We start from the raw sequence: 22,407 nt of genomic DNA, 5'->3' as shown, positions 1-22,407 counted from the left end.
TGTTTCCGTACCTGCGTCGACGTACGCCTACCCGTACTGCAGGCGGACGGTCGCCCCCTCCGCGTCGTCGCGCACATCGACGTACGCGCACACCTGGCGGGCGAACCACAGCCCCTGCTCCGGCTCGAGTTCGGCGTCGGGCGGCGGGACGAACCCGGCGAGCGGGTCGGCGACGCGGCGTGTGGTGCGCAGCTCGCAGACGCAGGCGGGCGCGGCGCCCCACAGCAGCGCACCGGTGACCGGCCCGAGGGAGGCCGCCGCCGCGAGGACGGAGCCGGCGAACAACTCGGCGTCCGCGGCGGACAGTCCACGGGCGACCGCGCCGGCGCACAGCGCGTCCGGGTCCGGGTGGTGGAGGTGCTGCGCGTCCGCCGGAGGCTCCGGCAGCGGTACGGCGTCCAGCTCGGCGGCGAGCGTGACCGGGTCCACGTAGGCGCCCGTGCCGGGGTGGGCGCGGCGGGCGGCGGCGACGATGGCGGCTCCGGCGGTGCGGGTGTCGTACGCGCACAGGGCGGTGGTCGCGAGCGGCGCGAAGAGGAGGTTGGCGAGTGCCTCGTAGCGGATCCACTCGGCGGTCTCGCGGGGTGAGCGTCCGGCGCGGCCGTCCCAGACGGGTTCCATGAGGAGGTGGATACGGCCGCCGGGTCCGGCGTGCGCGGCGAGGTAACCGGCGCCCTGGGCGACGGCGTTGGCGGCATTGCCGGTGTACCAGTCGGTCTGCGGGATCAGGCCGACGCTCTTGGCGTCGCCGCCGAGCGCGTCCCGCAGCAGGTCCAGCTTGCCGGGGGCGGCGATGGCGACGGGCGGGGGTTCGCCGGGGGCGCCGAGGCCTTCGGTGAGGAACGGGAGGGCGGCGGCGACGAATGCGTCGTCCGTGCCGAAGACGGCCATACGGTGGTCGAACGCCCCGTGGGCTGGGGCGGAGTGGTTGGTCACGGGTTCCCTTCGAGGTCGGGGAGGGAGGTGCCTGACGGGTTCAGCGCTGGGCCGCCACCCAGGCGGCGATCTGGCTGCGGTTGCTGAAGCCGAGCTTGCTGAGGATGCGTTCCACATGGCCTTCGGCGGTTCGGCGGGCGATCACCAGTCGGTCGGCGATCTGCTGGTTGGCGAGCCCTTCGGCGACGAGCGCGGCGACCTCCGTCTCACGGCGGGTGAGGCGGACGCCGTTGGAGGGCCGCTCGCTGGTGTCGTCCGGTGGCTGTTCGTCGCTGAGGGCGTAGGCGACGGCCTCGGTGAGGCCGTACGCACTGCCGCGTTCGTACGACCGCTGGAACGCGGACTCGTCCAGCTTGGCGCGCGCCCGCTCCTCGCACTGTCTTCGTGCGGAGTTGAGGGCGTCCGAGCCCCAGCGGCCTTTGTCGATGTCCGCCCAGACGCGGTCGGCGGCGCCGAGCAGAACGGCGGCGCGTTCCGGGTTGCCGCGTTCGGCGGCGATCACGGCGAGCAGGTCGAGGGTGAGGCCGATGCCGATGACGTCGTGGACGTCGAGCTTGCGGCGCAGCGCGTCGAGGGCGTGCCGTTCGGCGCGTGGCCAGTCCTGGCGGACGGTGTGGGCGAGGGCGAGGATCCGCAGCAGGTAGGAGCGCACCCAGTCCTCGTCGTGCTCGGCGCATTCGGGCAGCGCGGCCTCGCAGACGGCGACGGCACGGTCGGCCTGGCCCAGCAGGGCGAGTGCGCAGGCGAGTTCGACCTTGTCGAGGCCGTGCATGCTGAGGTGCTGGCCGGGGGCGCGGCCGCGGGCGACGGCGGTCTCGAAGTGGGCGAGGGCGATCTGGAGGTCGTTGCCGAAGAGCTGGAGGACGCCGATGACGTATTCGGCGTGGGCGGTTTCCGCCGGGTCGCCAAGGTGACGGGCAAGGCGGCGGGCGTCCCTGGCGAGGCCCAGGCCTCGGGTGAGGTCCTGGGTGGCGGCGGCGAGGAGACCGGCGACCCACAGGCCGCGGGCGCGTTCGGGTGTCGGCTCGGGGTTGGCTTCGAGGGCGCGGTCGAGCCAGTAGCGGCCCTCGCGGGGTGCGCCGCAGGCGTGCCAGTAGAACCAGAGGGTGCCCGCGAGCCGGAGTCCGGCGAGGCGTTCGCCGGGGGCGGTGAGACAGAAGTCGAGGGCGGCGCGCAGGTTGTCCTGGTCGGCGCGGAGCCGGGCGACGGTCTCGCGTTGTCCTGAACCGAACCAGGCGCGTTCGTGGGCGGCGGCGCACGCCAGCATCCAGTCGCGCTGGCGGCGCCGGGCGGCGGTCTCCTCGCCGGGCAGCCGGCGCAGCCGCTCCAGGCCGTAGTGGCGCAGGGTGAACAGCAGCCGGTAGCGCACCCCGTCAGGGCCGGGCTCGCGGCACAGCACCGACTTGTCGACAAGTCCGGCGACGGCTTCGAGGACGTCGTGCGCGCCGACCTTCTCACCGTCCGCGCATACGGCCTCCGCCGTGTCCAGGTCGAAGCTGCCGGCCAGCACGGAGGCGCGCGCCCACACCAACTGTTCGCGTTCGGTGCACAGTTCGTGGCTCCAGTCGATGGCGGCGCACAGGGTCTGGTGCCGGGGCAGGGCGGCCGGGCTGCCGGCGTTCAGCAGGCGGTAGCGGTCGTCGAGGCGGTCGAGGAGCTGCTCGACGCCGAGGACGCGCATCCGGACGGCGGCGAGTTCGATGGCGAGCGGGAGGCCGTCGAGGCGGCGGCACAGCCGGGCGACGGCGGCCCGGTTGGCGGCGGTGAGGCGGAAGCCGGGGACGACGGCGGCGGCGCGGTCGGCGAAGAGGGCGAGGGCGGGGTAGCCGTCGGCGGCGGAGAGGTCACCGTCGGGGTCGGGGACCGGCAAGGGCCGTACGTCCAGGAGGTGTTCCTCGGTGAGGCCGAGGCGGTGGCGGCTGGTGGCGAGGACGCGGACGCCGGTGGTGCCGTGCAGCAGGGCGGCGGCGAGTTCGGCGCAGGCGGGCAGCAGATGCTCGCAGTTGTCGACGACGAGCAGCAGCCGCCGGTCCCGTACCTGGTCCACGAGGGCGTCCAGCGGGGGCTGCGTGGAGTGGTCGTGCAGGCCGAGCGCGTCGGCGGCGGCGAGCGGGACGAGCGCCGGGTCGTGCAGGCCCGCCAGGTGCACGAAGCGCACGCCGTCCGGGAAGGCACGGGCCACCCGGGCCGCGAGGCGCGCGGCGAGCCGGGTCTTGCCTACGCCGCCGGGGCCGGTGAGCGTGACCAGCCGGGCGCGGGCCAACAGCTCGCGGCCTTCGGCCAGTTCGTCCCGGCGGTCGACGAAGCTGGTCGTCTCGGCCGGCAGGTGACGGTCCCGTCGTGGCGCTGATCCGCCCATGATCAGCCAGTCCTTGGGGGGTGTGGGGGTCCGAGGAAAGCCGGGGGGTGAGATCCCCCACCCTCCCCCGGCGGATTGCATATTTGCACGCCGCGGTCACACCGTCGGGTGCACTTCGCCGGGGTCCGGGTCTGCCGGGGCGGGCGCGCGTACACTGCGCGGCCGATTTTCGGCCACTGACTCCCGGCCAACTCTTGACCGGGCCATGCCATACCTCCACCATGAGCGCCACACCCCGCACACGTACGTCGCAGAGAGACACCCCCCAGCTCCACTCCCCACTCCGGAGACCCCGGAATTACTGGAGAAACAAGGAGATTTCATGCGACTTCGCATACGCGGCTCAGGCGCGCGAGGCGGCAGACGAACCGCCGCGCTGGCCGCCCTCGCCGCCTTCGCGCTCGCGGCCCCCCTCGCCGCGACGGCAACGAACGCCACCGCGGACGGCGGCGCCCGCCCCACGGCCTCGGCGGACGACATCCGCCAGTACGAGGTCCATATGCACTCGACGGTCAAGGACCGTACGGCGATCCAGCAGTCCGGCGTGACGGTCGACGAGGCCGACGACCACGGCCTGGTCGTCTCGGGCCGCGCCGACCAGATCAAGAAGCTGCGCCAACTCGGCTACGAGGTCACGCCGTTGGGCGCAGTCCCGGACCGCTCGGCCGACGAGGACGACGTACGGCTGCTCGACTTCCCGTCGGCCGACTCCAGGTACCACAACTACGCGGAGATGACGAGCGAGATCAACTCCCTCGTCTCGGCCAACCCGAGCATCGCCAGCCAGCGGACCATCGGCACGTCGTACCAGGGCCGGAACATCGTCGCCATCAAGATCAGCGACAACGTCAGCACGGACGAGTCCGAGCCGGAGGTGCTGTTCACGCACCACCAGCACGCGCGTGAGCATCTCACCGTCGAGATGGCCCTGTATCTGCTGCGGGAGTTGACGTCCGACTACGGCACCGACTCCCGTGTCACCAGCATGGTGAACAACCGTGAGATCTGGATCGTGCCCGACCTCAACCCCGACGGCGGCGAGTACGACATCGCGAGCGGCTCCTACCGCTCCTGGCGGAAGAACCGGCAGCCCAACTCCGGTTCGTCGTACGTCGGTACCGACCTCAACCGGAACTGGAACTACCGGTGGGGCTGCTGCGGTGGGTCGTCGGGGTCGACGTCCTCGGACACGTACCGGGGTACTGCCGCCGAGTCGGCACCGGAGGTCAAGGTCGTCGCCAACTTCGTGCGCAGCCGGGTCGTCGGCGGTGTGCAGCAGATCAAGGCGGGGGTCGACTTCCACACGTACAGCGAGCTGGTGCTGTGGCCCTTCGGGTACACCACCGCCGACACGACGACCGGCATGACGGCCGACGACCGCAACGCCTTCGCCACGGTGGGCGGCAAGATGGCCGCCAGCAACGGCTACACGCCCGAGCAGTCCAGTGACCTGTACATCACCGACGGGTCGATCGACGACTGGCTGTGGGGCAACCAGAAGATCTTCGGGTACACCTTCGAGATGTATCCGCGGTCGAGTTCCGGGGGTGGGTTCTACCCGCCCGACGAGGTGATCGAGCGGGAGACGTCCCGGAACCGGGATGCCGTTTTGCAGTTGCTGGAGAACGCGGACTGTATGTACAGGTCTATTGGGAAAGAGGCCCAGTACTGCAGCTAGGTGCGCGGTTCCCCGCGCCCCTACGCGGCGTTCTCGTCGAAGTAGGTGTCCAGGACAGCGTCTAGCTGTTCTTCCCACTCCTTGAAGCTGCTCCTGGCCGACGCCTCGATCTCGATCGGGTACCAGCGTCGGTCAGGGGTGTGCACCGTGATGGTGAAACGCTTGCCGAAGCGGGGGGACTCCGTCTCGACCGCGCCGATCTCGTCCCAGCGGAACTCGCATTCCTGGTCGTCCAGGGACAGTCGTACGCCACGGTGGTCGGCGACTATCTTGGCGCGGCGGTCGGAGGCCTCGAAGACGGGCCCGTCGGGGGCCTCCTCGGCCTCCTCTTCGGGCTCCTGCTCCTCCTCTTCGGAGGCGGCAGGCTCGTCAGGAGTCTCCTCCTCGACCGGCTCCTCCGCCTCCGTGTCCTCCGGCTTCACGTCCTCCGGCTCTTCGGACACGGGTGGGGTGATCCCGGGGATGAAGGCCGGGTCGACCCCGGCGCCGTCCAGGGGCTGGCTGCTCGAACCTATGCGCTGCTCCACAGCGCAGCAGTATGGTCGACGATCCTGTGTCGTACACAGCCAGCCCCGACTTCGTTATCAGACGCCTACATGAACAGACTGAGTACGGCCGCCATGACGAACCCCACGACCGACAACACCGTCTCAAGGACGGTCCAGGTCTTGAGGGTGTCGCGTTCGCTGATGCCGAAGTACTTGGCGACCATCCAGAAGCCTCCGTCGTTGACGTGGGAGGCGAAGATGGAGCCAGCGGAGATGGCCATGATGACGAGGGCGATGAAGGCCTGGGAGTGGTTGCCCTCGGAGAGGAGGGGGGCGACGATGCCGGCTGTCGTGACGATCGCCACCGTGGCCGAGCCCTGGGCGACGCGCAGGACGACCGAGATCAGGTAGGAGAGGACGATCACGGGGAGGCCGACGTCGTTGAAGGTGTCGGAGAGGGCCTGGGCGACGCCGCTGGCCTTGAGGACGGCGCCGAAGATCCCGCCGGCGCCGACGACGAGCAGGATGTTGCCGACGGGCTTGAGGGACGACGTGGACACCCTCTCCAGCGACTTGCGGGACCAGCCGCGCCGGATGCCGAGCAGGTAGTACGCGAGCAGCAGGGCGATGGTGAGGGCGACGAAGGGGCTGCCGAAGAACTCGATCACCGAGCGGGCCGTGGACGGGTCCAGGGCGATGGAGGAGAAGGTCGCGGCGAGGATCAGCACCAGGGGCGTACCGATGATGGCGAGGACCGTACCGAGCGGCACCGGCTTCTCCGGGGGCTCGACGCCCGCCTCGCGCTGCTCGTTGACGACCGCCAGCTTCGCCTCGGCCGCCGCCTCCACCATGTCCTGCGGTACGGCGACGAAGATCCGCTTGCCGATCCAGTCCGAGAACACCCAGGCGGCCAGCACCGCGGGAACACCGCAGACGACGCCCATGAGGATGACCCAGCCGAGGTCGACGTGGAGCAGACCCGCCGCTGCCACCGGGCCGGGGTGCGGGGGCAGGAACGCGTGGGTCATCGACAGGCCCGCCAGCAGGGGCAGGCAGTAGAGCAGGATCGACTTGCCGCTCCGCTTCGCCGCCGCGTACACGATCGGCGCCAGAACGAAGATGCCCACGTCGAAGAAGACCGGGATACCGAAGATCACGCCGGTGACGCCCATGGCGAGCGGCGCCCGCTTCTCGCCGAAGAGGTTCAGCAGCCGGGAGGCCAGCACCTCGGCGCCGCCGCTGACTTCGAGGATCGCGCCGAGCATGGTGCCCAGGCCGATGATGATCGCGACATGGCCGAGGATGCCGCCCATGCCGGACTCGATGGTGGACACGGCGTCCGAGCGCTGGACCGTGCCGAAGAGCTCGGTGACCGAGAGCCCCGCGAGCAGGCCGACGGCTATGGAGACCGCGAGCAGCGCGACGAACGGCTGCAGCCTCGCCTTGATGATCAGGAAGAGGAGCAGTGCGATGCCGATGGCGGCGACGGTGAGGAGTCCGGCGGTGCCGTCGATGAGGAGGAGCAGGCCTCCGGTGTGGGGTGGTGTTTCGGCGGGGGCGGTGGCGGCGAGCGGATAGGACATTTGGGGGTCCTCTTCGTAAATGCGGTAAGTGCATGAGGCTTTCGGGCAGGGGGGATCGCGGCTCGGCGCCCCGGGGGATGCCGAGCCGTTTACGGCGTGCGGGAGTTAAGGGGGCGGCGTCAGCCGAGGACGGCCAGCGCGTCGATCTCGATGAGGAGCCCCGCGGGCAGACCGACGTAGACGGTCGTGCGCGCGGCGGGCGGCTGGGTCAGGCCCTGCTCCCCGAAGTACGCGTTGTAGATCTCGTTCATCTCGGCGAAGTGGGCGACGTCCGTCAGATAGACGCGGATCATCATCACGTCGTCCCAGGAGGCCCCGCCCTCCTCCAGGATCGCCTTGACGTTGGCGAGCGTCTGGAGGGTCTGCTCCCGCAGGGTCGGGCCGGCCGGCGTCGGGGGCTGTCCCTCGACGGCGGGGAGGAAGCCGACCTGGCCGGCGACCTGGAGGATGTTGCCCTTCTTCACTCCGTGCGAGAACTTCGCGGGCGGCGTGGTGTGGGTCTTGGGGGTGAGGGCGATCTTGTCGGTCATACGACATCCTTCGTCGGGGTCCTGCCGGAGTACTCGCCGCTGATCGCGTCCGCGGTGCGGCGGACCAGCGGGAGCAGGGTGAGGAGTTCGTCGGCGGTGACGACGACGTTGGGCGCGGACACCGACATCGCGGCGGCGACCCGGCCGTCCGCGCCGCGGATCGGTGCGGCGACGCAGTTGATGGACTCCTCGTGGCCGCCGAGGTCGGTGGCCCAGCCCTGTTCGCGCACCTTGGCCAGTTCCCTGAGGAAGGCGTCCGGGTGGGGCGTCGAACGGGCCGTGTACATGGGGTAGTCGAGCTTCTCCGCGAGGGCGCGGCGCTCGTGCTCGGGGAGGTCGGCGAGCAGCAGCTTGGCGACGGCGGCGACGGTGATGGCCACGGGTTTGCCGATCCGGGAGTACATGCGCACCGGGTAGCGGCTCTCCACCTTGTCGATGTAGAGGACCTCGTTCTCCTCGTACACGGCGAGGTGGACGGTGTGTCCGCACTGCTCGTTGAGGCGTACGAGGTGGGGGTGGGCGATCTCGCGGATGTCGAGGTTCTCCATCGCCTCCTGGGCGAGGGCGATGAGGCGGGCGCCGAGGCGGTAGCGCTGGTCGGACTGGCGGTAGACCATGCCGTGTTCGTGGAGCGTGCGGAGGAGGCGCAGCGCCGTGGACTTGTGGACGCCCAGGCGGTCGGCGACCTGGCCGAGGTCGGCGGGGCCCTCGGCGAGCAGCGGCAGGATGCTCAGTGCGCGGTCGACGGTCTGGCTCATGGGGTGCGTACCTCCTCCTCGGCCTGCTGGGTCGTCCAGCCGGGGCCGAGTCGAAGTGTCCCCCACGCCTCGTCGTCGAGGGCGGCGAGGCGGTCGGCGGTGTCGCGGGCGGGGGGTGGGGCGAGGTCGCCGGGGGCGGTGAGGGTGGCGGCGGCCATGAGGTGACCGTGCCTGATCCGGTCCCGGACGGGGAGTTCACGGAGCGTGCCGGAGAGGAATCCGGCGGCGAAGGCGTCACCGGCGCCGACCGCGGCTACGGGGGTGACGTTGAGGGCGGGGACGAAGGTGACCGGGGTTGCGGTGGGCCGGGGGTGGGTCGCGCTGCCCGGCGCTTGCGGGTTGCCGCCTGCGCCCACCCGTGCCGCCCCAGCGGCACGACTGCCCGCAGCTGGACGGGAGGGGTGCGCGCTGTCCGCGAGCTCACCTTCGGCCGCCCCCGCAGCACGACTGCCCGCAGCTGGGCGGGATGGGTGCGCACTGTCCGCAGCTGGGTGGGATGGGTGCCAGCTGTCCGCCGGCCCGCCTTCGGCCGCCCCCGCGGCACGACTGCCCGCAGGCTGCGTCTGTGAGAACGCAGTCGCCCCCCTCGCCCCCTCCTTCACCACCAGCACCCCCGGCTCCGGGAGTAGTTCGCGGATCTTTTCCGGGCCGCCGGTGATGCCCCAGGCCGTGCGGGCCTCGTCCGTGCCGACGAAGACGATGTCGGCGCGACGGGCGAGGTCGAGGAGGACGCGGGGGCCGTCGGCGTCGTGCCAGAGGCCGGGGCGGAAGTTGACGTCGAAGGAGATGAGCGGTCGGTCCGGGCGGGGGGCCGTGAGTTGCCAGAGCAGGCCGAAGCACTCGTCGGACAGCGCCGCCGTGATCCCCGACAAGTGCAGCACCCTCCCCGCCCGCACCGCCCCCATGTCCACGTTCTCCACGGCCATCGCCGACGCCGCCGACCCCGCTCGGTAGTACGCGACCTCGTGCGCATCGGTCGCCCGGTCGCCCGCCGTGCGGAAGTAGACGCCCGTCGGACGCTCCGGGTCCCTCCGCACAGCCGACACGTCGACGCCGTACCCCCCGATCGCCTCCGTCAGGTGGTCGCCGAAGCCGTCCGTGCCGACGCGGCTCACCCAGCGGGCGGAATGCCCGGCGGCGGCCAGCACGCACGCGACGTTGGATTCCGCGCCGCCGATGCCGCGGTCGAAGGACGGGACGTCGGCGAGGCGGCCCGGGCGGGTGGGGAGGAACGTGACCATGGACTCGCCGAGCGCGACGACGTCCACGACGTCGGGGGCATTGCAGGGTCCGGTGACGGTCACGATGGTCGTAGCTCCTCGGGTGGTGCGGGAAGTCGGCGGCTCCGTTGACCCCGCGTTGGCCGAGATGTTAGACAGCGGTAAGCGATATACGCAATGAACGTTGCAGTACATGCAACACCGCCGATCAGGGAGGCCCGATGGCCGTTGAAGCGCTCGCCCGCCTGGCCGAGGAACGTGTCGACCACCGCTTCAAGGGCCTCCCGCCGGACGCCGGCGGCCTGACCGTCGCCGAGCTGACGGCCCAGCGCCGCAACCTCTTCACCGGCGGTTTCGCCACGCCGGTGCTCGCGCTGTCCGCCGAGCGGCTGGAACACAATCTCGCGCTCATGGAGTCGTACACGACCCGCCACGGTCTCGCCTTCGCCCCGCACGGCAAGACGTCCATGGCCCCGCAGCTCTTCCACCGCCAGATCGAGCACGGTGCCTGGGGCATCACCCTCGCCGTGCCGCACCAGGTGCGCGTGGCACGGGCCTTCGGCATTCAGCGGATCTTCCTGGCCAATGAGGTCGTCGATCCGGCGGCTCTGCGGTGGATCGCCGCCGAGCTGGACTCGGACCCGGATTTCCGGTTCATCTGCTACGTCGACTCCGTGCGCGGCGTCGAGCAGATGGACGCCGCGCTGCGAGGCGCGTCGCGTCCGCTGGACGTCGTCGTCGAGCTCGCCGCCGGCGAGGGCGCCCGTACCGGCGTGCGTACGGAGGCGGAGTGCGCGGCGGTCGCGGACGCCGTCGCGGCCACCCGCACCCTGCGTCTCGTCGGTGTCGCCGGGTACGAGGGCGAGGTCCCGCAGGCCGATCCGGAGCGGGTGCGCGCCTGGCTGCGGCGGCTCGTCGCGCTGGCCGGCGACTTCGACAAGGCGGGCCGGTTCACGGGCACGGACGAGATCGTCGTCAGCGCCGGCGGCAGCGCCTGGTTCGACGCGGTGGCCGACGTCTTCGCGGAGATCCCGGAACTCGGCGGCCCGGTACTGAAGTTGCTGCGCTCGGGCGCCTACGTCTCGCACGACGACGGCCACTACCGCAAGCTGACCCCCTTCACCCGTGTCCCCGAGGAGGGCGCGCTGGAGCCCGCGTTCCGCCTGTGGGCGCAGATCGTCTCCCGCCCCTCGCCCGACCAGGCCTTCGCCAACGCGGGCAAGCGGGACGCGGCGTACGACCTGGATCTGCCCTTCGCGCAGGTCGTACGGCGGGACGGCCCCGAGCGCCCGGCGACCGGCATCGAGGTCACGAGCCTCTCCGACCAGCACGCCTGGATCCGCACGGCCCCGGAGGCCGACCTGGAGGTGGGCGACTGGCTCGGCATGGGCCTGTCGCACCCGTGCACGTCCTTCGACAAGTGGCAGCTGATCCCGGTCGCGGAGGCGGACGGGACGGTCGTCGACTACATCCGTACTTTCTTCTAGGAGGCCCGGTCATGGCAGATCTCGTCATCCGTGACGCGGACGTGGTCGACGGCTCGGGCGCGCCCGCGTACCGCGCCGATGTGGTCGTCGACGACGGCCGGATCGTGTCGATCGTCAAGGAGGCCGCGGCGGCCGGCTGCCAACGGCCCAAGGCGACCCGGGCGTTGGATGCCGAAGGGCTCGTCCTCTCCCCCGGCTTCATCGACATGCACGCCCACAGCGACCTCGCCCTGCTCCGCGACCCCGACCACAGCGCCAAGGCCGCACAGGGGGTCACGCTCGAAGTCATCGGCCAGGACGGGCTGTCGTACGCGCCGGTCGACGGCCGCACGCTCGCGGAGGTGCGCCGTGCGATCACCGGCTGGAACGGCAACGGTGACGACATCGACTTCGACTGGCGGTCGGTGGGCGAGTATCTGGACCGGCTGGACCGCGGGATCGCGGTGAACGCCGCGTATCTCATCCCGCAGGGCACGGTCCGGATGCTCGCCGTCGGCTGGGAGGACCGGGAGGCGACGCCCGAAGAGCTGGACCGGATGCGGGAGTTGGTCGCGGAGGGGATGCGGCAGGGCGCGGTCGGCATGTCGTCGGGGCTCACCTATACCCCCGGCATGTACGCCAAGGACGCCGAACTCACCGAGCTGTGCCGGGTGGTGGCGGAGTACGGCGGCTACTACTGCCCGCACCACCGCTCGTACGGCGCGGGCGCCCTTGAGGCGTACGAGGAGATGGTCGCCCTGACCCGGGAGGCGGGCTGCGCACTCCATCTCGCCCACGCCACCATGAACTTCGGCGTGAACAAGGGCCGCGCGCCGGAGCTGCTGACGCTGCTGGACGACGCGCTGGCAGCCGGAGCCGACATCAGCCTCGACACGTACCCCTACACACCCGGCTGCACCACCCTGGCCGCCATGCTGCCGAGCTGGGCGAGCGAGGGCGGCCCGGAGGCGATCCTCAAGCGGCTCGCGGACGAGGAGACGGCCGAACGGATCCGCCATCACATGGAGGTCGTGGGCGCGGACGGGTGCCATGGCGTGCCGATCGAGTGGGACACGATCGAGATCTCCGGCGTGAGCGAGACGGGCCTGGACGACTATGTGGGCCGTACGGTCCAGGAGTCGGCGGACCTGCGCGGCGAGGCCCCTTGGGTGACCGCGCGGCGTCTGCTGCTGGAGGACCGGCTCGGTTCGACGATCCTTCAGCACGTGGGCCACGAGGAGAACGTCCGCGCGATCATGCGGCACCCCGTCCACACGGGCGGCTCGGACGGCATCCTCCAGGGGACGAAGCCGCATCCGCGCGCGTACGGGACGTTTCCGCAGTATCTCGGCCGGTATGTACGGGAGTTGGGCGTGCTATCCCTGGAGGAGTGCGTCGCCCACCTCACCTCACGCCCGGCCGCGCGGCTGCGGCTGCCGGACCGGGGCCTGGTCCGCGAGGGCTACCGGGCGGACCTGGTGCTGTTCGACCCGGCGACGGTGGCGGCGGGCTCGACCTTCGAGCGACCGCGCGCGCTGCCGACGGGCATTCCGCACGTCCTGATCGACGGCCGGTTCGTGATCGAGGACGGGCGGCGGACGGACGTACTCGCGGGGCGGGCGGTCCGTGGAACTCCGCCCGCCCTCGCTTGAGTCACGTCGCTCGAGCTACTTCCCCTGCCCTACGGCTTGGGCAGGGTGCAGCCGCTCGCGCTCAGGTCGAGCTTGTTGTCGACGCCGAAGCAGGGCGCCATCTGGTAGGTCTGCTGGCCGTAGCCGATGCCCGTGTGGACGGTGACCGTGCCGTTCTCGGCGACCTCGCAGGGATTGTTCACGGTGCAGCGCGCGCCGTCCTCGTTGAGGGTGTTGTTGACGGCGACGACCTGACCGGTCGCGTTGTCGACCACCGGCGAGCCCGAGGTGCCCCCGATGGTGTCGCAGGAGTCGGTGTAACGGACCGAGTCCTTCCAGGTCCAGTCGCCCTCCTTGAGGCGGTGGGCGAAGCCGTCGATGTCGCAGGCGTACGTCTGCTTCCAGTAGCCGGAGACGACGGTGATGGCGGTGCCGGCGGCGGGGCGCGCTTCGCTGATCGTCAGCGGGTCTATGCCGTACGAGCTCTTGATCGCACCGTAGGTGGTGGTGAGCTGGTACATCGAGACGTCCGTGTCGGTCATCGTCGCGTACGCGATCTTGCTGGCCCGCAGCGTCGCGACGCGGGAACCGGCGGAGTTCAGCAGGCTGAAGGTGCGGCTGGAGGCCTGGTCGACGATGACCTCGCCGGGCTCGGGGAAGCCGGACTCCAGGCAGTGGCCGTTGGACATCACCAGCGCCGGGTCGTTGTCCTCCGAGTCCGGGAAGCGGACGACCGAGCCGGAGCAGTTGCTCAGCGCGACGGTGCCGGCGAACGTGACGGCCTGCGCCTTCGGCGCCGTGAGCCGGGAGACGCTCGCCGTGGCGGACGTGACCACGTCGTGGACCGCGCCCGAGAGCGTGCCCGGTTCCCCGCCCGTGACCGAGCCCGTGGGGGTGGGCTCGACCGCGACGGCGGGGCTGGCGCCCACTCCGGCAAGCGCCAGGGCACAGAGCCCGACGACCAGAGGTTTTCTCATGTGGGGGTCCCCTCATACGGAGAAGGTGACCGAAGAATCTCCGGTCACCCACGTTGTTGTCATGCACATACTCACGTACGAGGGGGGTGCGGACAAGGACTTACCTACTGGCGAGTTCAGTCCGTAGGGGTTTCCCTATCACCGCGGGGCGGGGGTGTTGGGCGGGCCGCGCAGGACGTTCACGGGAGGGCGGTCAGGTCACCACATCCGGCACACTTCTAGTCGCCGTCTGTCGTCAACTCCCGCAACGGGACGCGCCGGAACTCGATCACTTCGTACGCCGTCTCGACACCTGTTTCGTACAGGATCCCCACGGTCTCGGCATCGGCCTGCACGAGGTCCGAGTACGCGGCCTTCCGGGAGGACAGGGTCAGCGCCTTGCCGAAGGACCGGCCGCCGTCCGTACTGCTCCACAGCGCCATCGCCGCACGGTCGGTCGGCACGGAGGGCCCCGAGAACAGCAGGTTCCCCCTTTCCCCGGCCAGTTGCAGCACGCTGCCCTCCACCAAGGGCACGTCGTTCAGCGACCTCTGCTCCGCATAGCCTCGGTCGAGGCCCGCGCCCCCATCGCTGGAGTAGGTGTCGAGGCGGTTCCCCGGGCTCGTCCCCTTCTGGTTCCGGGCATTGAAGTACAGCCGCCCGTCCGGCAGTTGAGCCGCCGTCGACTCGTTGGCGTTGTGCACGCCCTCGTAGGCGTCCTCGACGAAACCGAGGCGCCAGGACCGCCCTCCGTCGTCGCTGTAGATCGTGTGCGCCCCGTAGTACTTGGGCTCCTGGCCGGTGTCCGGCGACCCCGAGGGCGGCGCGGAGGAGTGGTTGGCGGGCACGACCAGGCGTCCCGCGTGGTCACCCCGTGTCAGCGCGACGGCGTGCCCCGGCCCCGTGGCGTACCAGCGCCAGCCGGGCCGCTTCACTGCCGACGTGATCTCCCGGGCCGCGGAGAAGGACCGCCCGTCGTCCTTGCTCGTCTGCACGAAGACCCGGCGGCCCTGCTCGTCCGTGGCCTCACCGCGTAGAATCCGCGCTTCCGTGACGTCACCGCTGTGGTACGAAGTGACGAGCACGACGTTCCCGGTCCGGGGATCGACGACCGGCGCCGGATTGCCCCGGGTGTCCCCGTCGCCGGCCGCGACGATCTGCAACTGCCCCCACGTGCACCCACCGTCGCGCGACCGCCTGAGCACGATGTCGATGTCGCCGTGGTCCTCCTTGCCACCTGACCGCCCTTCAGCGAAGGCGAGCAAGGTCCCGGCGGAGGTCCGCACGACGGCGGGTATGCGGTAACTGGCGTAGCCGCCCGTGCCCGAGGTGTACGGCACCGACGATGCGCATCTTCCCTCCGGCTCGCCATCCGCACTGTCGGCCTGATCCGCCCCTGGCCGGGCGACGACCACCAGTGCGGCGACGACGATCGCGACAGCGCCGAGCACGAATAAGCGGCGACTCGGGAAAGGGCGGCTCGTTGGTCTCCTCATCATGGCGGGTATGCACCGTGCCCTCAATTTGGCTTCTTGGTGGTTCCCTGCCCCTTTCCCGGGTGGTCTCGGGAGGAACTGGGGGCGGCAGCCGCGGTGTTCGTGGCGGCGGAACTCGGTGGGGCCGTACTCGTGGTGGCGTTCGAGGGCTCCTGTGTGCTGCCGGTGGCGGGCGCGGTGGCGCTCGGTGAAGCGCTCTTACGCGGGGAAGCCGCACCGGAGGACCCCGGCCGGTCGGCGAGCGTCCCCGGGGAGGACTCCGTACCCGTGGGCGACACGGAGTCACCGGCCGTCGGGCCGGTCCGCTCCGGCCCGCCCCGTGCGCCGCCCGAGGGCGAGCCGGAGAAGGAGAGCGCGGCGATCACGGCGGCCACCGAGACGGCGCCCGCCGCGCCGGCGGTGAGCATCACGCGGCGCGAGCGGAGGCCGAGGGGGCGGTGGCGGCCGCGGTGGCCCGACCGTTGCGCGGGCACTTCGGCCGCCACCGGAGGCAACTGGGCCGTGTCGTCGTAGGCGGTGTCGTGCCAGCCGTGCGCGGCGGCCGGGTCGGCGTATGCGTCGTAGACCGGGGACTGCGGAGGCTGCGGGAGGTACACGTTCGGCGGTCTGTGAGGGTCGCCGTCCTCCGCGTGCGCGCTTGCCTGTTCCGATGGCCTGGACATGACCGTGGATTGTAGGGACGCAAGGGACCCCTGGGACAGCTACCGGCGATAACAGTCCAAACCCGCTCGTCTCACGTGGCGGAAAACACGGCCGCGACCGCGTTACCGGGCCGTAAGCTCCCAGACATGCAGGTGATCCAGTCGACCAAGCTCGCCAACGTCTGTTACGAGATCCGGGGCCCGGTGCTCGAGGAGGCGATGCGGCTTGAGGCGGCCGGGCATCGGATCCTCAAGCTGAACACGGGCAACCCGGCGGCGTTCGGCTTCGAGTGCCCGCCCGAGATCCTCGAGGACATCCTCCGCAATGTGTCGTCGGCCCATGGCTACGGCGACGCGAAGGGCCTGCTGGCGGCACGCCGGGCCGTCGTCATGCACAACCAGACCCTCGGCATCGAGACGGACGTCGAGCACGTCTTCGTCGGCAACGGCGTCTCCGAGCTGATCGTCATGGCGATGCAGGGCCTGCTGGACGACGGGGACGAGGTGCTGGTCCCGGCTCCTGACTACCCGCTGTGGACGGCAGCCGTCTCGCTCTCCGGCGGTACGGCCGTGCACTACCGCTGCGACGAGCAGTCCGACTGGATGCCCGACCTCGCGGACATCGAACGGAAGGTCACCGACCGCACCAAGGCGATCGTGATCATCAACCCGAACAACCCGACCGGCGCGGTCTACGACGAGGCCGTCCTCAAGGGCCTGACCGACATCGCCCGCCGCAACAATCTGCTGGTCTGCTCCGACGAGATCTACGACAAGATCCTCTACGACGGTGCCACGCACACGCCGACCGCGGCCGTGGCCCCGGATCTGCTGACGCTCACCTTCAACGGCATGTCGAAGGCGTACCGGGTGGCCGGCTACCGGGTCGGCTGGATGTCGATCTCGGGTCCGCGCGCGCACGCCGACTCCTATATCGAGGGTCTGACGATCCTGGCGAACATGCGGCTGTGCGCGAACATGCCGGGGCAGCACGGTGTGGTCGCCGCACTGAGCGGACGCCAGACCATCAACGACCTGGTGCTGCCTGGCGGACGGCTGCGCGAGCAGCGGGACGTGGCGTATGAGCTGCTGACGCAGATCCCGGGTGTGACGTGCGTGAAGCCGAAGGGGGCGCTGTATCTGTTCCCGCGGCTCGATCCCAAGGTCTTCAAGATCAGGGACGACCGGCGAATGGTCCTGGATCTGCTCCGGCGCGAGAAGATCATGGTCGTCCAGGGCACCGGCTTCAACTGGCCCGAGCAGGACCACTTCCGCGTGGTGACGCTGCCGACGGTCGGGGATCTGCGGGACGCTGTGGGGCGGATCGGGAACTTCCTGGACGGCTACAGCCAGACCTGACGCTCACGCAGTGTGGATGCGTGATCCGGTTCTGTGAAGCGCTCAACTTTAGACGAAATCTAAGCTAGGATGACTTCTGTCAGAGCACAGGAGGCCATCCCCATGTACGAACCGATCCGCACCAAGTCGGTCCACAGCTCGATGGCCGGCACGTCCTCGGACTTCCCCCACCGGTCCCGTGAGGAGGAGCTGGACATCCAGCTCGCGGGCCATCTCGCCGCGCTCCTCGCGATCACCGACGAACTGCGCGCGCAAGCACCGTCCGGCGATCTGGACACGGCTGCGGAGCGGCTCGTGGAGCAGGTGGCCCGGCTTCGGGGAGGCAGGCCGCCGGTCCGTGCGGTGCCCGCCGGCGGCGGACGGCATGTCACCACCCTGCACGAACGGGCACACGCGCTCGCCGGCCGCGCCCTGGTCGTCGCCGCGGCCCGCGCCGATACGGCGGCGGCGATTCTGGCCGCGGAGCGCATGGACGCGCATGCCGCCGCACAGGCCGAGCCGCAGGAACTGACCGGCGTCGGCTGATCCCCCTGAACGGCCCCGGTCCGCGTGCACCCGCAGCGACGCGCGGACCGGGTGCCATAGCACTGCGTCGGCTTGGGCCGGGGCGGTTCGTCGTGGGGGGCCTTGTGGTGGGCGGCTGCGGGTCCGTTGTGGCTGGTCGCGCAGTTCCCCGCGCCCCTTCGGGGCGTTCGCTTGACGCCTGCCTCGGATGCTCAGGACAAGAAGTTCGCGGCGTGGCTGATTCCCGTTGTGTACCGGGACGGCCGTGTCACCTTCTGTTCATCGCAGGCAACGGGGAACGTTGGATTCCGCGAGCACGCTCCGGGCGTGAGACGTATCGCAGGAATCTTCCTCGCGGTGCTGCTGATCGGCGGAGTGGTGGCAGCCGTCGTGGCAGGCCGACAAGGCGAGGACAAGGGCACGGCAACGAAGACCGTGCGCGCGGTGATCGGGTCGGAGAAGGCAGAGTTCTTCGCCGATCCCGAGGTGGTGGACGCCCTTGCCGCCAAGGGCTACACCGTGAAGGCCGAGACCTCCGGGTCCTGGGCCATGGAAGGGCTCAACCTCAAGGGGTACGACCTCGCGCTGCCGTCGAGCCAGGCACCGGCCGTCGAACTGGCCGCGAAGTACAAGGTGTCGGGAACCCTTCCGCGCCCCTTCTACTCCCCCCTCGTCGTAGTGGCGCACAAGAACGCCGCCGAGGTGCTCGAGGCGAACGGTCTCGCCACGCTGGACGAGTCGCACCGGGGCACGCTGAAGATGAGCGCCTATCTGGACGCCGCCCGCGCGGACCGCACCTGGCAGCAGCTCAAGGGCGCCGGCAAGTACGGAGAGCTGACGGGCACGCTGTATCTGTCCAGCACCGACCCCGAGAGCTCCAACTCCGGCGCCCTCTACCTCGCCGCCGCCTCCTACGTCGAGAACGGCGGAAAGGTCGTCGCCTCCGGCACCGAGATCGACCGCACCGCCCCGCTGCTGCACAAGCTCGTCAGCGTGCAGGGCGCCCAGCAGTCCAGCAGTGACGCCGTCTTCCGGGACTTCGTCAGCGGCGCCGGCAACCCGCTCGTGGTGGTCTACGAGTCCCAGGTCGCGTCCCTGCTGACGGAGGGACAAACCCCCGACGACCTGGTCGTCCTCTACCCGGACACCACGGTCAACAGCGACCACACCGTCGTACCGCTCACCGACAACGGCAAGGCCCTCGCCGAACTCCTCTCCACGGACCCACAGTTGCGCAAGCTGGAGGCCCGGCACGGGTTCCGCCCGCAGGGCGAGGCCACCGAGTTCGCCGCGGACACCACCTATCTCAAGCACGAACTGACCGGCGTCCGCCAGGCGCCCGTGCCCACCTCCAAGGTGCTGCACGAGCTGGCGCGACGGGCGCGCGGATAAGGGGGGAAGCAGTACATGACCAGCAACGACGAGACGTTCGTCCTCACTCCGCCCGAGCCCGTCGCCGCCGTGCCGCGGGAGAAGGCCGGCGGGCTCGTGCCCGTCGACGACAGCGTCCGCAACGACATGGCGAACAAGGCTTCCGCCTACATCGAAGGGCTCGCCTCCCTCGACGCGCGCTCGCCCGAGTTCGCCGGCAAGGTCGGGGAGATCACCAATCTCGGCGCGGGCGAGATGCGCAGCGCCGCCGCCCAGTCCAACCGGATGCTGGAGCGCACGGTGCGCAGCCTCCCCGACAAGGGCGGTGACGCCCAGTCGAAGGTGGCGGGCTCGCTCGTCGAGCTGCGGCGGGTGGTGGAGGACCTGGACCCGCGTGACCTGCCCGCGAGCAAGGGCCGCAAGTTCCTGTCCAAGCTGCCCGGCGGCAACAAGCTGCGCGACCACGTCGCCAAGTACGCCTCCTCGCAGAACACCCTCAACAAGATCGTCGGCTCGCTGCGCGGCGGCCAGGACGAACTGCGCCGCGACAACGCCGCGTTGCAGACCGAGCGGGTCCGGCTGTGGGAGACGATGGGCAAGCTCCAGGAGTACGTCGTCCTCACCGAGGCGCTGGACGCGGCCGTCGAGCAGCACATCGGCGGGGTGGAAGCGACCGATCCGCAGCAGGCCGACAGTCTCCGTGCCGATGTGCTCTTCCCCGTCCGGCAGAAGCACCAGGACCTGCTCACCCAGCTCGCGGTGTGCGCGCAGGGGTACCTCGCCATGGACGTCGTACGACGCAACAACGAAGAGCTGATCAAGGGTGTCGACCGCGCCGCCACGACCACCGTCTCGGCGCTGCGCATCTCGGTGATGCTCGCCTCCGCGCTCGACAACCAGAAGAAGGTCGTCGACCAGGTCAACGCGTTGCGCGGCACCACCGAGGACCTCATCCGGGGCAACGCGGAGATGCTGGCCACACAGAGCGGCGAGATCCAGCGCATCGCCGCCGACCCGGCTGTCGGAGCGGAGACGCTGCGCAACGCCTTCCAGCAGATCTACCGGACCCTCGACACGATCGACACCTACAAGGTCCAGGCGACGGAGGCGATGGCGGCGACGGTCGAGTCCCTGACCTCCGAACTCCAGCACGCGTCCGTGTACTTGGAGCGCAGCCGGTCCCGGGGCGCGCTGGAAGGAGGCCTCGGATGAGACGAGGCGCACTTGTCACCCTGATGGCCGCCGCCCTGCTCACCGCCTGCACGACTCAGGGAGACTCGACAGACTTCCCGACGCCCGGCGTCCCCGGACCCGCCGAGCCGGGCACCCTCCGGGTCCTCGCCTCCAGTGAGCTGAGCGACATGACTCCGGTCCTCGCCGAGGTCGAGAAGGACACCGGCATCAAGGTCCGGCCGACGTACATGGGCACCCTGGACGCCGTGGACCTGGTGGCGAAGGGGAAGGCGGACGGCCAGTTCGACGCGTTGTGGCTGTCCTCCAACGACTATCTGCGGCTACGGCCCGACGCGGCGAAGAAGGTCGTGTCGGAGACGCCCGTCATGTCCAGCCCGGTCGCCATCGGCGTCAAGGCGGCGACCGTCGACGAGCTCGGCTGGAAGCCCGAGGACGTCACCTGGTCCCAGGTCGAGCAGGCCGTGCGGGACGGGAAACTGACGTACGGCATGACCGACCCGGCCCGCTCCAACTCCGGCTTCTCGACGCTCGTCTCCGTCGCCTCGGCGCTCTCCGGCGCCCAGTCCGCCCTCACGGACGCGGACGTCACCAAGGCGACCCCGCGGCTGAAGGAGTTCTTCAAGGGGCAGAAGCTGACGTCGGGTTCGTCGGGCTGGCTGGCGGCGGCCTACGACCGGCGCGGGGACATCGACGCGCTCCTCAACTACGAGTCCGTCCTCAAGGGCATCCCGGGCCTGACCGTGATCCGCCCGCGCGACGGCGTCGTCACCGCCGACTACCCGCTCTCCTCCCTCGCCGCCACGAACACCGAGACCCGCGACGACGTCCGCCGCCTCACCGAGGCCCTGCGCACGCCGGAGACCCAGCGCGCGATCACCGAGCGCACCCACCGCCGACCTGTCGTCGCCGACGTACAACCCGCCGCCGGACTCGACACCGACCGACGCCGCGAACTGCCCTTCCCCGGCAGCCGGTCCGTCGCCGACGGCCTCCTCGACTCGTACGAGAACGAGCTGCGCCGCCCGTCCCGGACCGTCTACGTCCTCGACACCTCCGGCTCCATGGAGGGCGACCGGCTCGCCGACCTCAAGCAGGCCCTCACCGCCCTCACCGCCGACTTCCGGGACCGCGAAGAAGTCACCCTCATGCCCTTCGGCTCCGACGTGAAGAGCGTGCGCACCCACGTCGTCGAGCCGGCCGACCCAGAGACCGGCCTCAACGGGATCCGCCAGGACACCGCATCCCTCACGGCCGAGGGCGACACCGCGATCTTCACGTCACTTGAGAAGGCGTACGACCACCTCGGCACCGACCGCGACACGTTCACGTCCATCGTGCTGATGACGGACGGCGAGAACACGACCGGCGCCAAGGCCTCCGAGTTCGACGCCTTCTACGCCGGGCTCGACCGGGACAGCAAGGAGATCCCCGTCTTCCCCATCCTCTTCGGCGACTCCGACCGCTCAGAACTGGAACACATCGCCGACCTGACCGGCGGCCGCCTCTTCGACGCCCAGCAGGGCTCACTGGACGGCGCCTTCGAGGAGATCCGTGGCTACCAGTAGATTCCTCGGCTACCTGGAGTCCCGCAAGAACATCGCGGGCAGCGCATGCGGGCTGGCCGGCGTGGTGCTGACCTTCACGGGAGTCGCGGGCCCGTACTGGCCGGCGGTCGTCGCCGGCCTCTACGGCGCAGGCGCCCTGATCGCCCCACCGGAACGCCCACCCCTACCGGACTTCCCGGACCCGTCGGCCCAACTGGACGAACTGCGCCAGGACTTCGACAAGCTCCGCGGCTACCTCACGGACATCGACCTGTCGGTCACAGCCGCGGCCCGCCTCCGCGAACTGACCGAGCTGCTCACCGCCCTGCTGGACCACGGCTGGAGCAAGGAACTGCTCGCCCACGACCCGGAGGCCGTCCACGCCCTCTCCCGCATAGTCCGCCGCGACCTCCCCGAGGCCGTGGACACCTTCGCCCGAACCCGCTGGTGGACCCGCATGTCCCCCGGCACCGATTCCCCCGAACTCCACCTGGAACGCCAACTGGGCTTCCTGAAGAAGGAAGCCCAGAGTTTGGCGGCAACGCTGCGGGAGGCGGAGGCCCGCAGACAGGAAACCCACACCCGCTACTTGGAGGACCGCCAGCAGTAGCGCCCGATAGGGGCGCGGGGCTGTATCGATTTGCGGCTCCGCCGCGTGGGCGCGACCAGCCCCCACGCCCCCGCACCCGCCAA

Annotated in this window: 19 protein-coding genes; 9 read left to right on the top strand and 10 right to left on the bottom strand. The window is 70.5% G+C overall.

The genetic code is table 11. From position 1 onward, the window contains the following. Positions 1-27: 27 nt before the first annotated feature. A complete protein-coding gene (locus tag AB0I98_RS12065; protein ID WP_362939097.1) occupies positions 28-936 on the bottom strand; it encodes an MEDS domain-containing protein in 909 nt (302 codons plus the stop codon). Between the two features lie 40 nt (positions 937-976). After that, complete coding sequence (locus AB0I98_RS12060) at positions 977-3,295, bottom strand: LuxR C-terminal-related transcriptional regulator (RefSeq protein WP_362939094.1); 2,319 nt, start codon at positions 3,293-3,295, stop codon at positions 977-979. Between the two features lie 322 nt (positions 3,296-3,617). On the opposite strand from AB0I98_RS12060, the gene AB0I98_RS12055 reads away from it, so the two are divergent. Continuing rightward, positions 3,618-4,973 carry a M14 family metallopeptidase gene (locus AB0I98_RS12055; protein WP_362939091.1) on the top strand — a complete coding sequence of 452 codons (1,356 nt, stop codon included), beginning with the start codon at positions 3,618-3,620 and terminating at the stop codon, positions 4,971-4,973. A 20-nt stretch (positions 4,974-4,993) separates the two neighbouring features. Here AB0I98_RS12055 and AB0I98_RS12050 read toward each other — a convergent pair whose 3' ends face one another. From AB0I98_RS12050 to AB0I98_RS12030, 5 genes are all read right to left on the bottom strand, one after another. Further along, entirely contained in the window at positions 4,994-5,500 is a 507-nt protein-coding gene (locus tag AB0I98_RS12050; RefSeq protein WP_362939088.1) for a hypothetical protein, read from the bottom strand. Between the two features lie 65 nt (positions 5,501-5,565). Then, positions 5,566-7,044 carry a gluconate:H+ symporter gene (locus AB0I98_RS12045; RefSeq protein WP_362939085.1) on the bottom strand — a complete coding sequence of 493 codons (1,479 nt, stop codon included), beginning with the start codon at positions 7,042-7,044 and terminating at the stop codon, positions 5,566-5,568. A gap of 119 nt (positions 7,045-7,163) precedes the next feature. Continuing rightward, positions 7,164-7,574, bottom strand: a complete 411-nt coding sequence (locus tag AB0I98_RS12040) for a RidA family protein (protein WP_362939082.1) — start codon at positions 7,572-7,574, stop codon at positions 7,164-7,166. After that, positions 7,571-8,332 carry an IclR family transcriptional regulator gene (locus AB0I98_RS12035; RefSeq protein ID WP_362939079.1) on the bottom strand — a complete coding sequence of 254 codons (762 nt, stop codon included), beginning with the start codon at positions 8,330-8,332 and terminating at the stop codon, positions 7,571-7,573. Before AB0I98_RS12035 ends, AB0I98_RS12040 begins: the two co-directional genes overlap by 4 nt. Continuing rightward, positions 8,329-9,573 (bottom strand): sugar kinase, encoded by a 1,245-nt coding sequence (locus tag AB0I98_RS12030; RefSeq protein ID WP_362939525.1) that lies wholly within the window; start codon positions 9,571-9,573, stop codon positions 8,329-8,331. Before AB0I98_RS12030 ends, AB0I98_RS12035 begins: the two co-directional genes overlap by 4 nt. 200 nt (positions 9,574-9,773) lie before the next feature. On the opposite strand from AB0I98_RS12030, the gene AB0I98_RS12025 reads away from it, so the two are divergent. Together AB0I98_RS12025 and AB0I98_RS12020 are read left to right on the top strand one after the other, a co-directional pair. Next, positions 9,774-11,039, top strand: a complete 1,266-nt coding sequence (locus tag AB0I98_RS12025) for an amino acid deaminase (protein WP_362939076.1) — start codon at positions 9,774-9,776, stop codon at positions 11,037-11,039. Positions 11,040-11,050: 11 nt separating this feature from the next. Further along, positions 11,051-12,670, top strand: a complete 1,620-nt coding sequence (locus AB0I98_RS12020) for a D-aminoacylase (RefSeq protein WP_362939072.1) — start codon at positions 11,051-11,053, stop codon at positions 12,668-12,670. A gap of 29 nt (positions 12,671-12,699) precedes the next feature. Here AB0I98_RS12020 and AB0I98_RS12015 read toward each other — a convergent pair whose 3' ends face one another. The 3 genes from AB0I98_RS12015 to AB0I98_RS12005 all read right to left on the bottom strand — a co-directional run bounded on the left by AB0I98_RS12015 (position 12,700) and on the right by AB0I98_RS12005 (position 15,763). Beyond that, a complete protein-coding gene (locus AB0I98_RS12015) occupies positions 12,700-13,626 on the bottom strand; it encodes a serine protease (RefSeq protein WP_362939069.1) in 927 nt (308 codons plus the stop codon). Positions 13,627-13,844: 218 nt separating this feature from the next. Next, positions 13,845-15,056, bottom strand: a complete 1,212-nt coding sequence (locus AB0I98_RS12010) for a sialidase family protein (RefSeq protein WP_362939066.1) — start codon at positions 15,054-15,056, stop codon at positions 13,845-13,847. Between the two features lie 68 nt (positions 15,057-15,124). Beyond that, the gene (locus AB0I98_RS12005; RefSeq protein ID WP_362939063.1) at positions 15,125-15,763 is read right to left on the bottom strand and encodes a hypothetical protein; all 639 of its coding nucleotides are present in this window, start codon (positions 15,761-15,763) and stop codon (positions 15,125-15,127) included. Between the two features lie 126 nt (positions 15,764-15,889). Between AB0I98_RS12005 and AB0I98_RS12000 the strand changes: the two genes are divergently transcribed. The 6 genes from AB0I98_RS12000 (at position 15,890) to AB0I98_RS11975 (ending at position 22,324) form a co-directional block, all read left to right on the top strand. Then, on the top strand, positions 15,890-17,101 hold the full coding sequence (locus AB0I98_RS12000) for a pyridoxal phosphate-dependent aminotransferase (protein ID WP_328438812.1): 1,212 nt from the start codon (positions 15,890-15,892) through the stop codon (positions 17,099-17,101). 102 nt (positions 17,102-17,203) lie between these two features. Beyond that, positions 17,204-17,626: a hypothetical protein gene (locus AB0I98_RS11995; RefSeq protein WP_362939060.1), complete on the top strand. Its 423-nt coding sequence runs from the start codon at positions 17,204-17,206 to the stop codon at positions 17,624-17,626. A 306-nt stretch (positions 17,627-17,932) separates the two neighbouring features. Beyond that, positions 17,933-18,997 carry a substrate-binding domain-containing protein gene (locus tag AB0I98_RS11990; RefSeq protein WP_362939057.1) on the top strand — a complete coding sequence of 355 codons (1,065 nt, stop codon included), beginning with the start codon at positions 17,933-17,935 and terminating at the stop codon, positions 18,995-18,997. Between the two features lie 15 nt (positions 18,998-19,012). After that, entirely contained in the window at positions 19,013-20,188 is a 1,176-nt protein-coding gene (locus tag AB0I98_RS11985) for a toxic anion resistance protein (protein WP_362939054.1), read from the top strand. Continuing rightward, a complete protein-coding gene (locus AB0I98_RS11980; protein WP_362939051.1) occupies positions 20,185-21,735 on the top strand; it encodes a VWA domain-containing protein in 1,551 nt (516 codons plus the stop codon). The genes AB0I98_RS11985 and AB0I98_RS11980 overlap by 4 nt, the downstream gene beginning before the upstream one ends. Beyond that, the gene (locus AB0I98_RS11975) at positions 21,722-22,324 is read left to right on the top strand and encodes a hypothetical protein (RefSeq protein ID WP_362939048.1); all 603 of its coding nucleotides are present in this window, start codon (positions 21,722-21,724) and stop codon (positions 22,322-22,324) included. The genes AB0I98_RS11980 and AB0I98_RS11975 overlap by 14 nt, the downstream gene beginning before the upstream one ends. Positions 22,325-22,407: the final 83 nt, after the last annotated feature.

Origin of the sequence: Streptomyces sp. NPDC050211 (assembly GCF_040656035.1) — a bacterium.
Lineage (GTDB): Bacteria > Actinomycetota > Actinomycetes > Streptomycetales > Streptomycetaceae > Streptomyces.
The sequence above is the reverse complement of the archived record's forward strand: the minus strand, read 5'-3'. Positions and strand labels throughout refer to the sequence as shown.

What these genes read in the sequence shown, in the direction of transcription:
- AB0I98_RS12020 (WP_362939072.1), top strand. Translation starts at nt 11,051, where the DNA reads ATGGCAGATCTCGTCATCCGTGACGCGGACGTGGTCGACGGCTCGGGC.
- AB0I98_RS11985 (WP_362939054.1), top strand. Translation starts at nt 19,013, where the DNA reads ATGACCAGCAACGACGAGACGTTCGTCCTCACTCCGCCCGAGCCCGTC.
- AB0I98_RS12005 (WP_362939063.1), bottom strand. Translation starts at nt 15,763, where the DNA reads ATGTCCAGGCCATCGGAACAGGCAAGCGCGCACGCGGAGGACGGCGAC.
- AB0I98_RS12055 (WP_362939091.1), top strand. Translation starts at nt 3,618, where the DNA reads ATGCGACTTCGCATACGCGGCTCAGGCGCGCGAGGCGGCAGACGAACC.
- AB0I98_RS12045 (WP_362939085.1), bottom strand. Translation starts at nt 7,044, where the DNA reads ATGTCCTATCCGCTCGCCGCCACCGCCCCCGCCGAAACACCACCCCAC.
- AB0I98_RS12060 (WP_362939094.1), bottom strand. Translation starts at nt 3,295, where the DNA reads ATGGGCGGATCAGCGCCACGACGGGACCGTCACCTGCCGGCCGAGACG.
- AB0I98_RS11995 (WP_362939060.1), top strand. Translation starts at nt 17,204, where the DNA reads ATGTACGAACCGATCCGCACCAAGTCGGTCCACAGCTCGATGGCCGGC.
- AB0I98_RS12035 (WP_362939079.1), bottom strand. Translation starts at nt 8,332, where the DNA reads ATGAGCCAGACCGTCGACCGCGCACTGAGCATCCTGCCGCTGCTCGCC.
- AB0I98_RS11980 (WP_362939051.1), top strand. Translation starts at nt 20,185, where the DNA reads ATGAGACGAGGCGCACTTGTCACCCTGATGGCCGCCGCCCTGCTCACC.
- AB0I98_RS12015 (WP_362939069.1), bottom strand. Translation starts at nt 13,626, where the DNA reads ATGAGAAAACCTCTGGTCGTCGGGCTCTGTGCCCTGGCGCTTGCCGGA.
- AB0I98_RS12030 (WP_362939525.1), bottom strand. Translation starts at nt 9,573, where the DNA reads ATGGTCACGTTCCTCCCCACCCGCCCGGGCCGCCTCGCCGACGTCCCG.
- AB0I98_RS12025 (WP_362939076.1), top strand. Translation starts at nt 9,774, where the DNA reads ATGGCCGTTGAAGCGCTCGCCCGCCTGGCCGAGGAACGTGTCGACCAC.
- AB0I98_RS12000 (WP_328438812.1), top strand. Translation starts at nt 15,890, where the DNA reads ATGCAGGTGATCCAGTCGACCAAGCTCGCCAACGTCTGTTACGAGATC.
- AB0I98_RS12040 (WP_362939082.1), bottom strand. Translation starts at nt 7,574, where the DNA reads ATGACCGACAAGATCGCCCTCACCCCCAAGACCCACACCACGCCGCCC.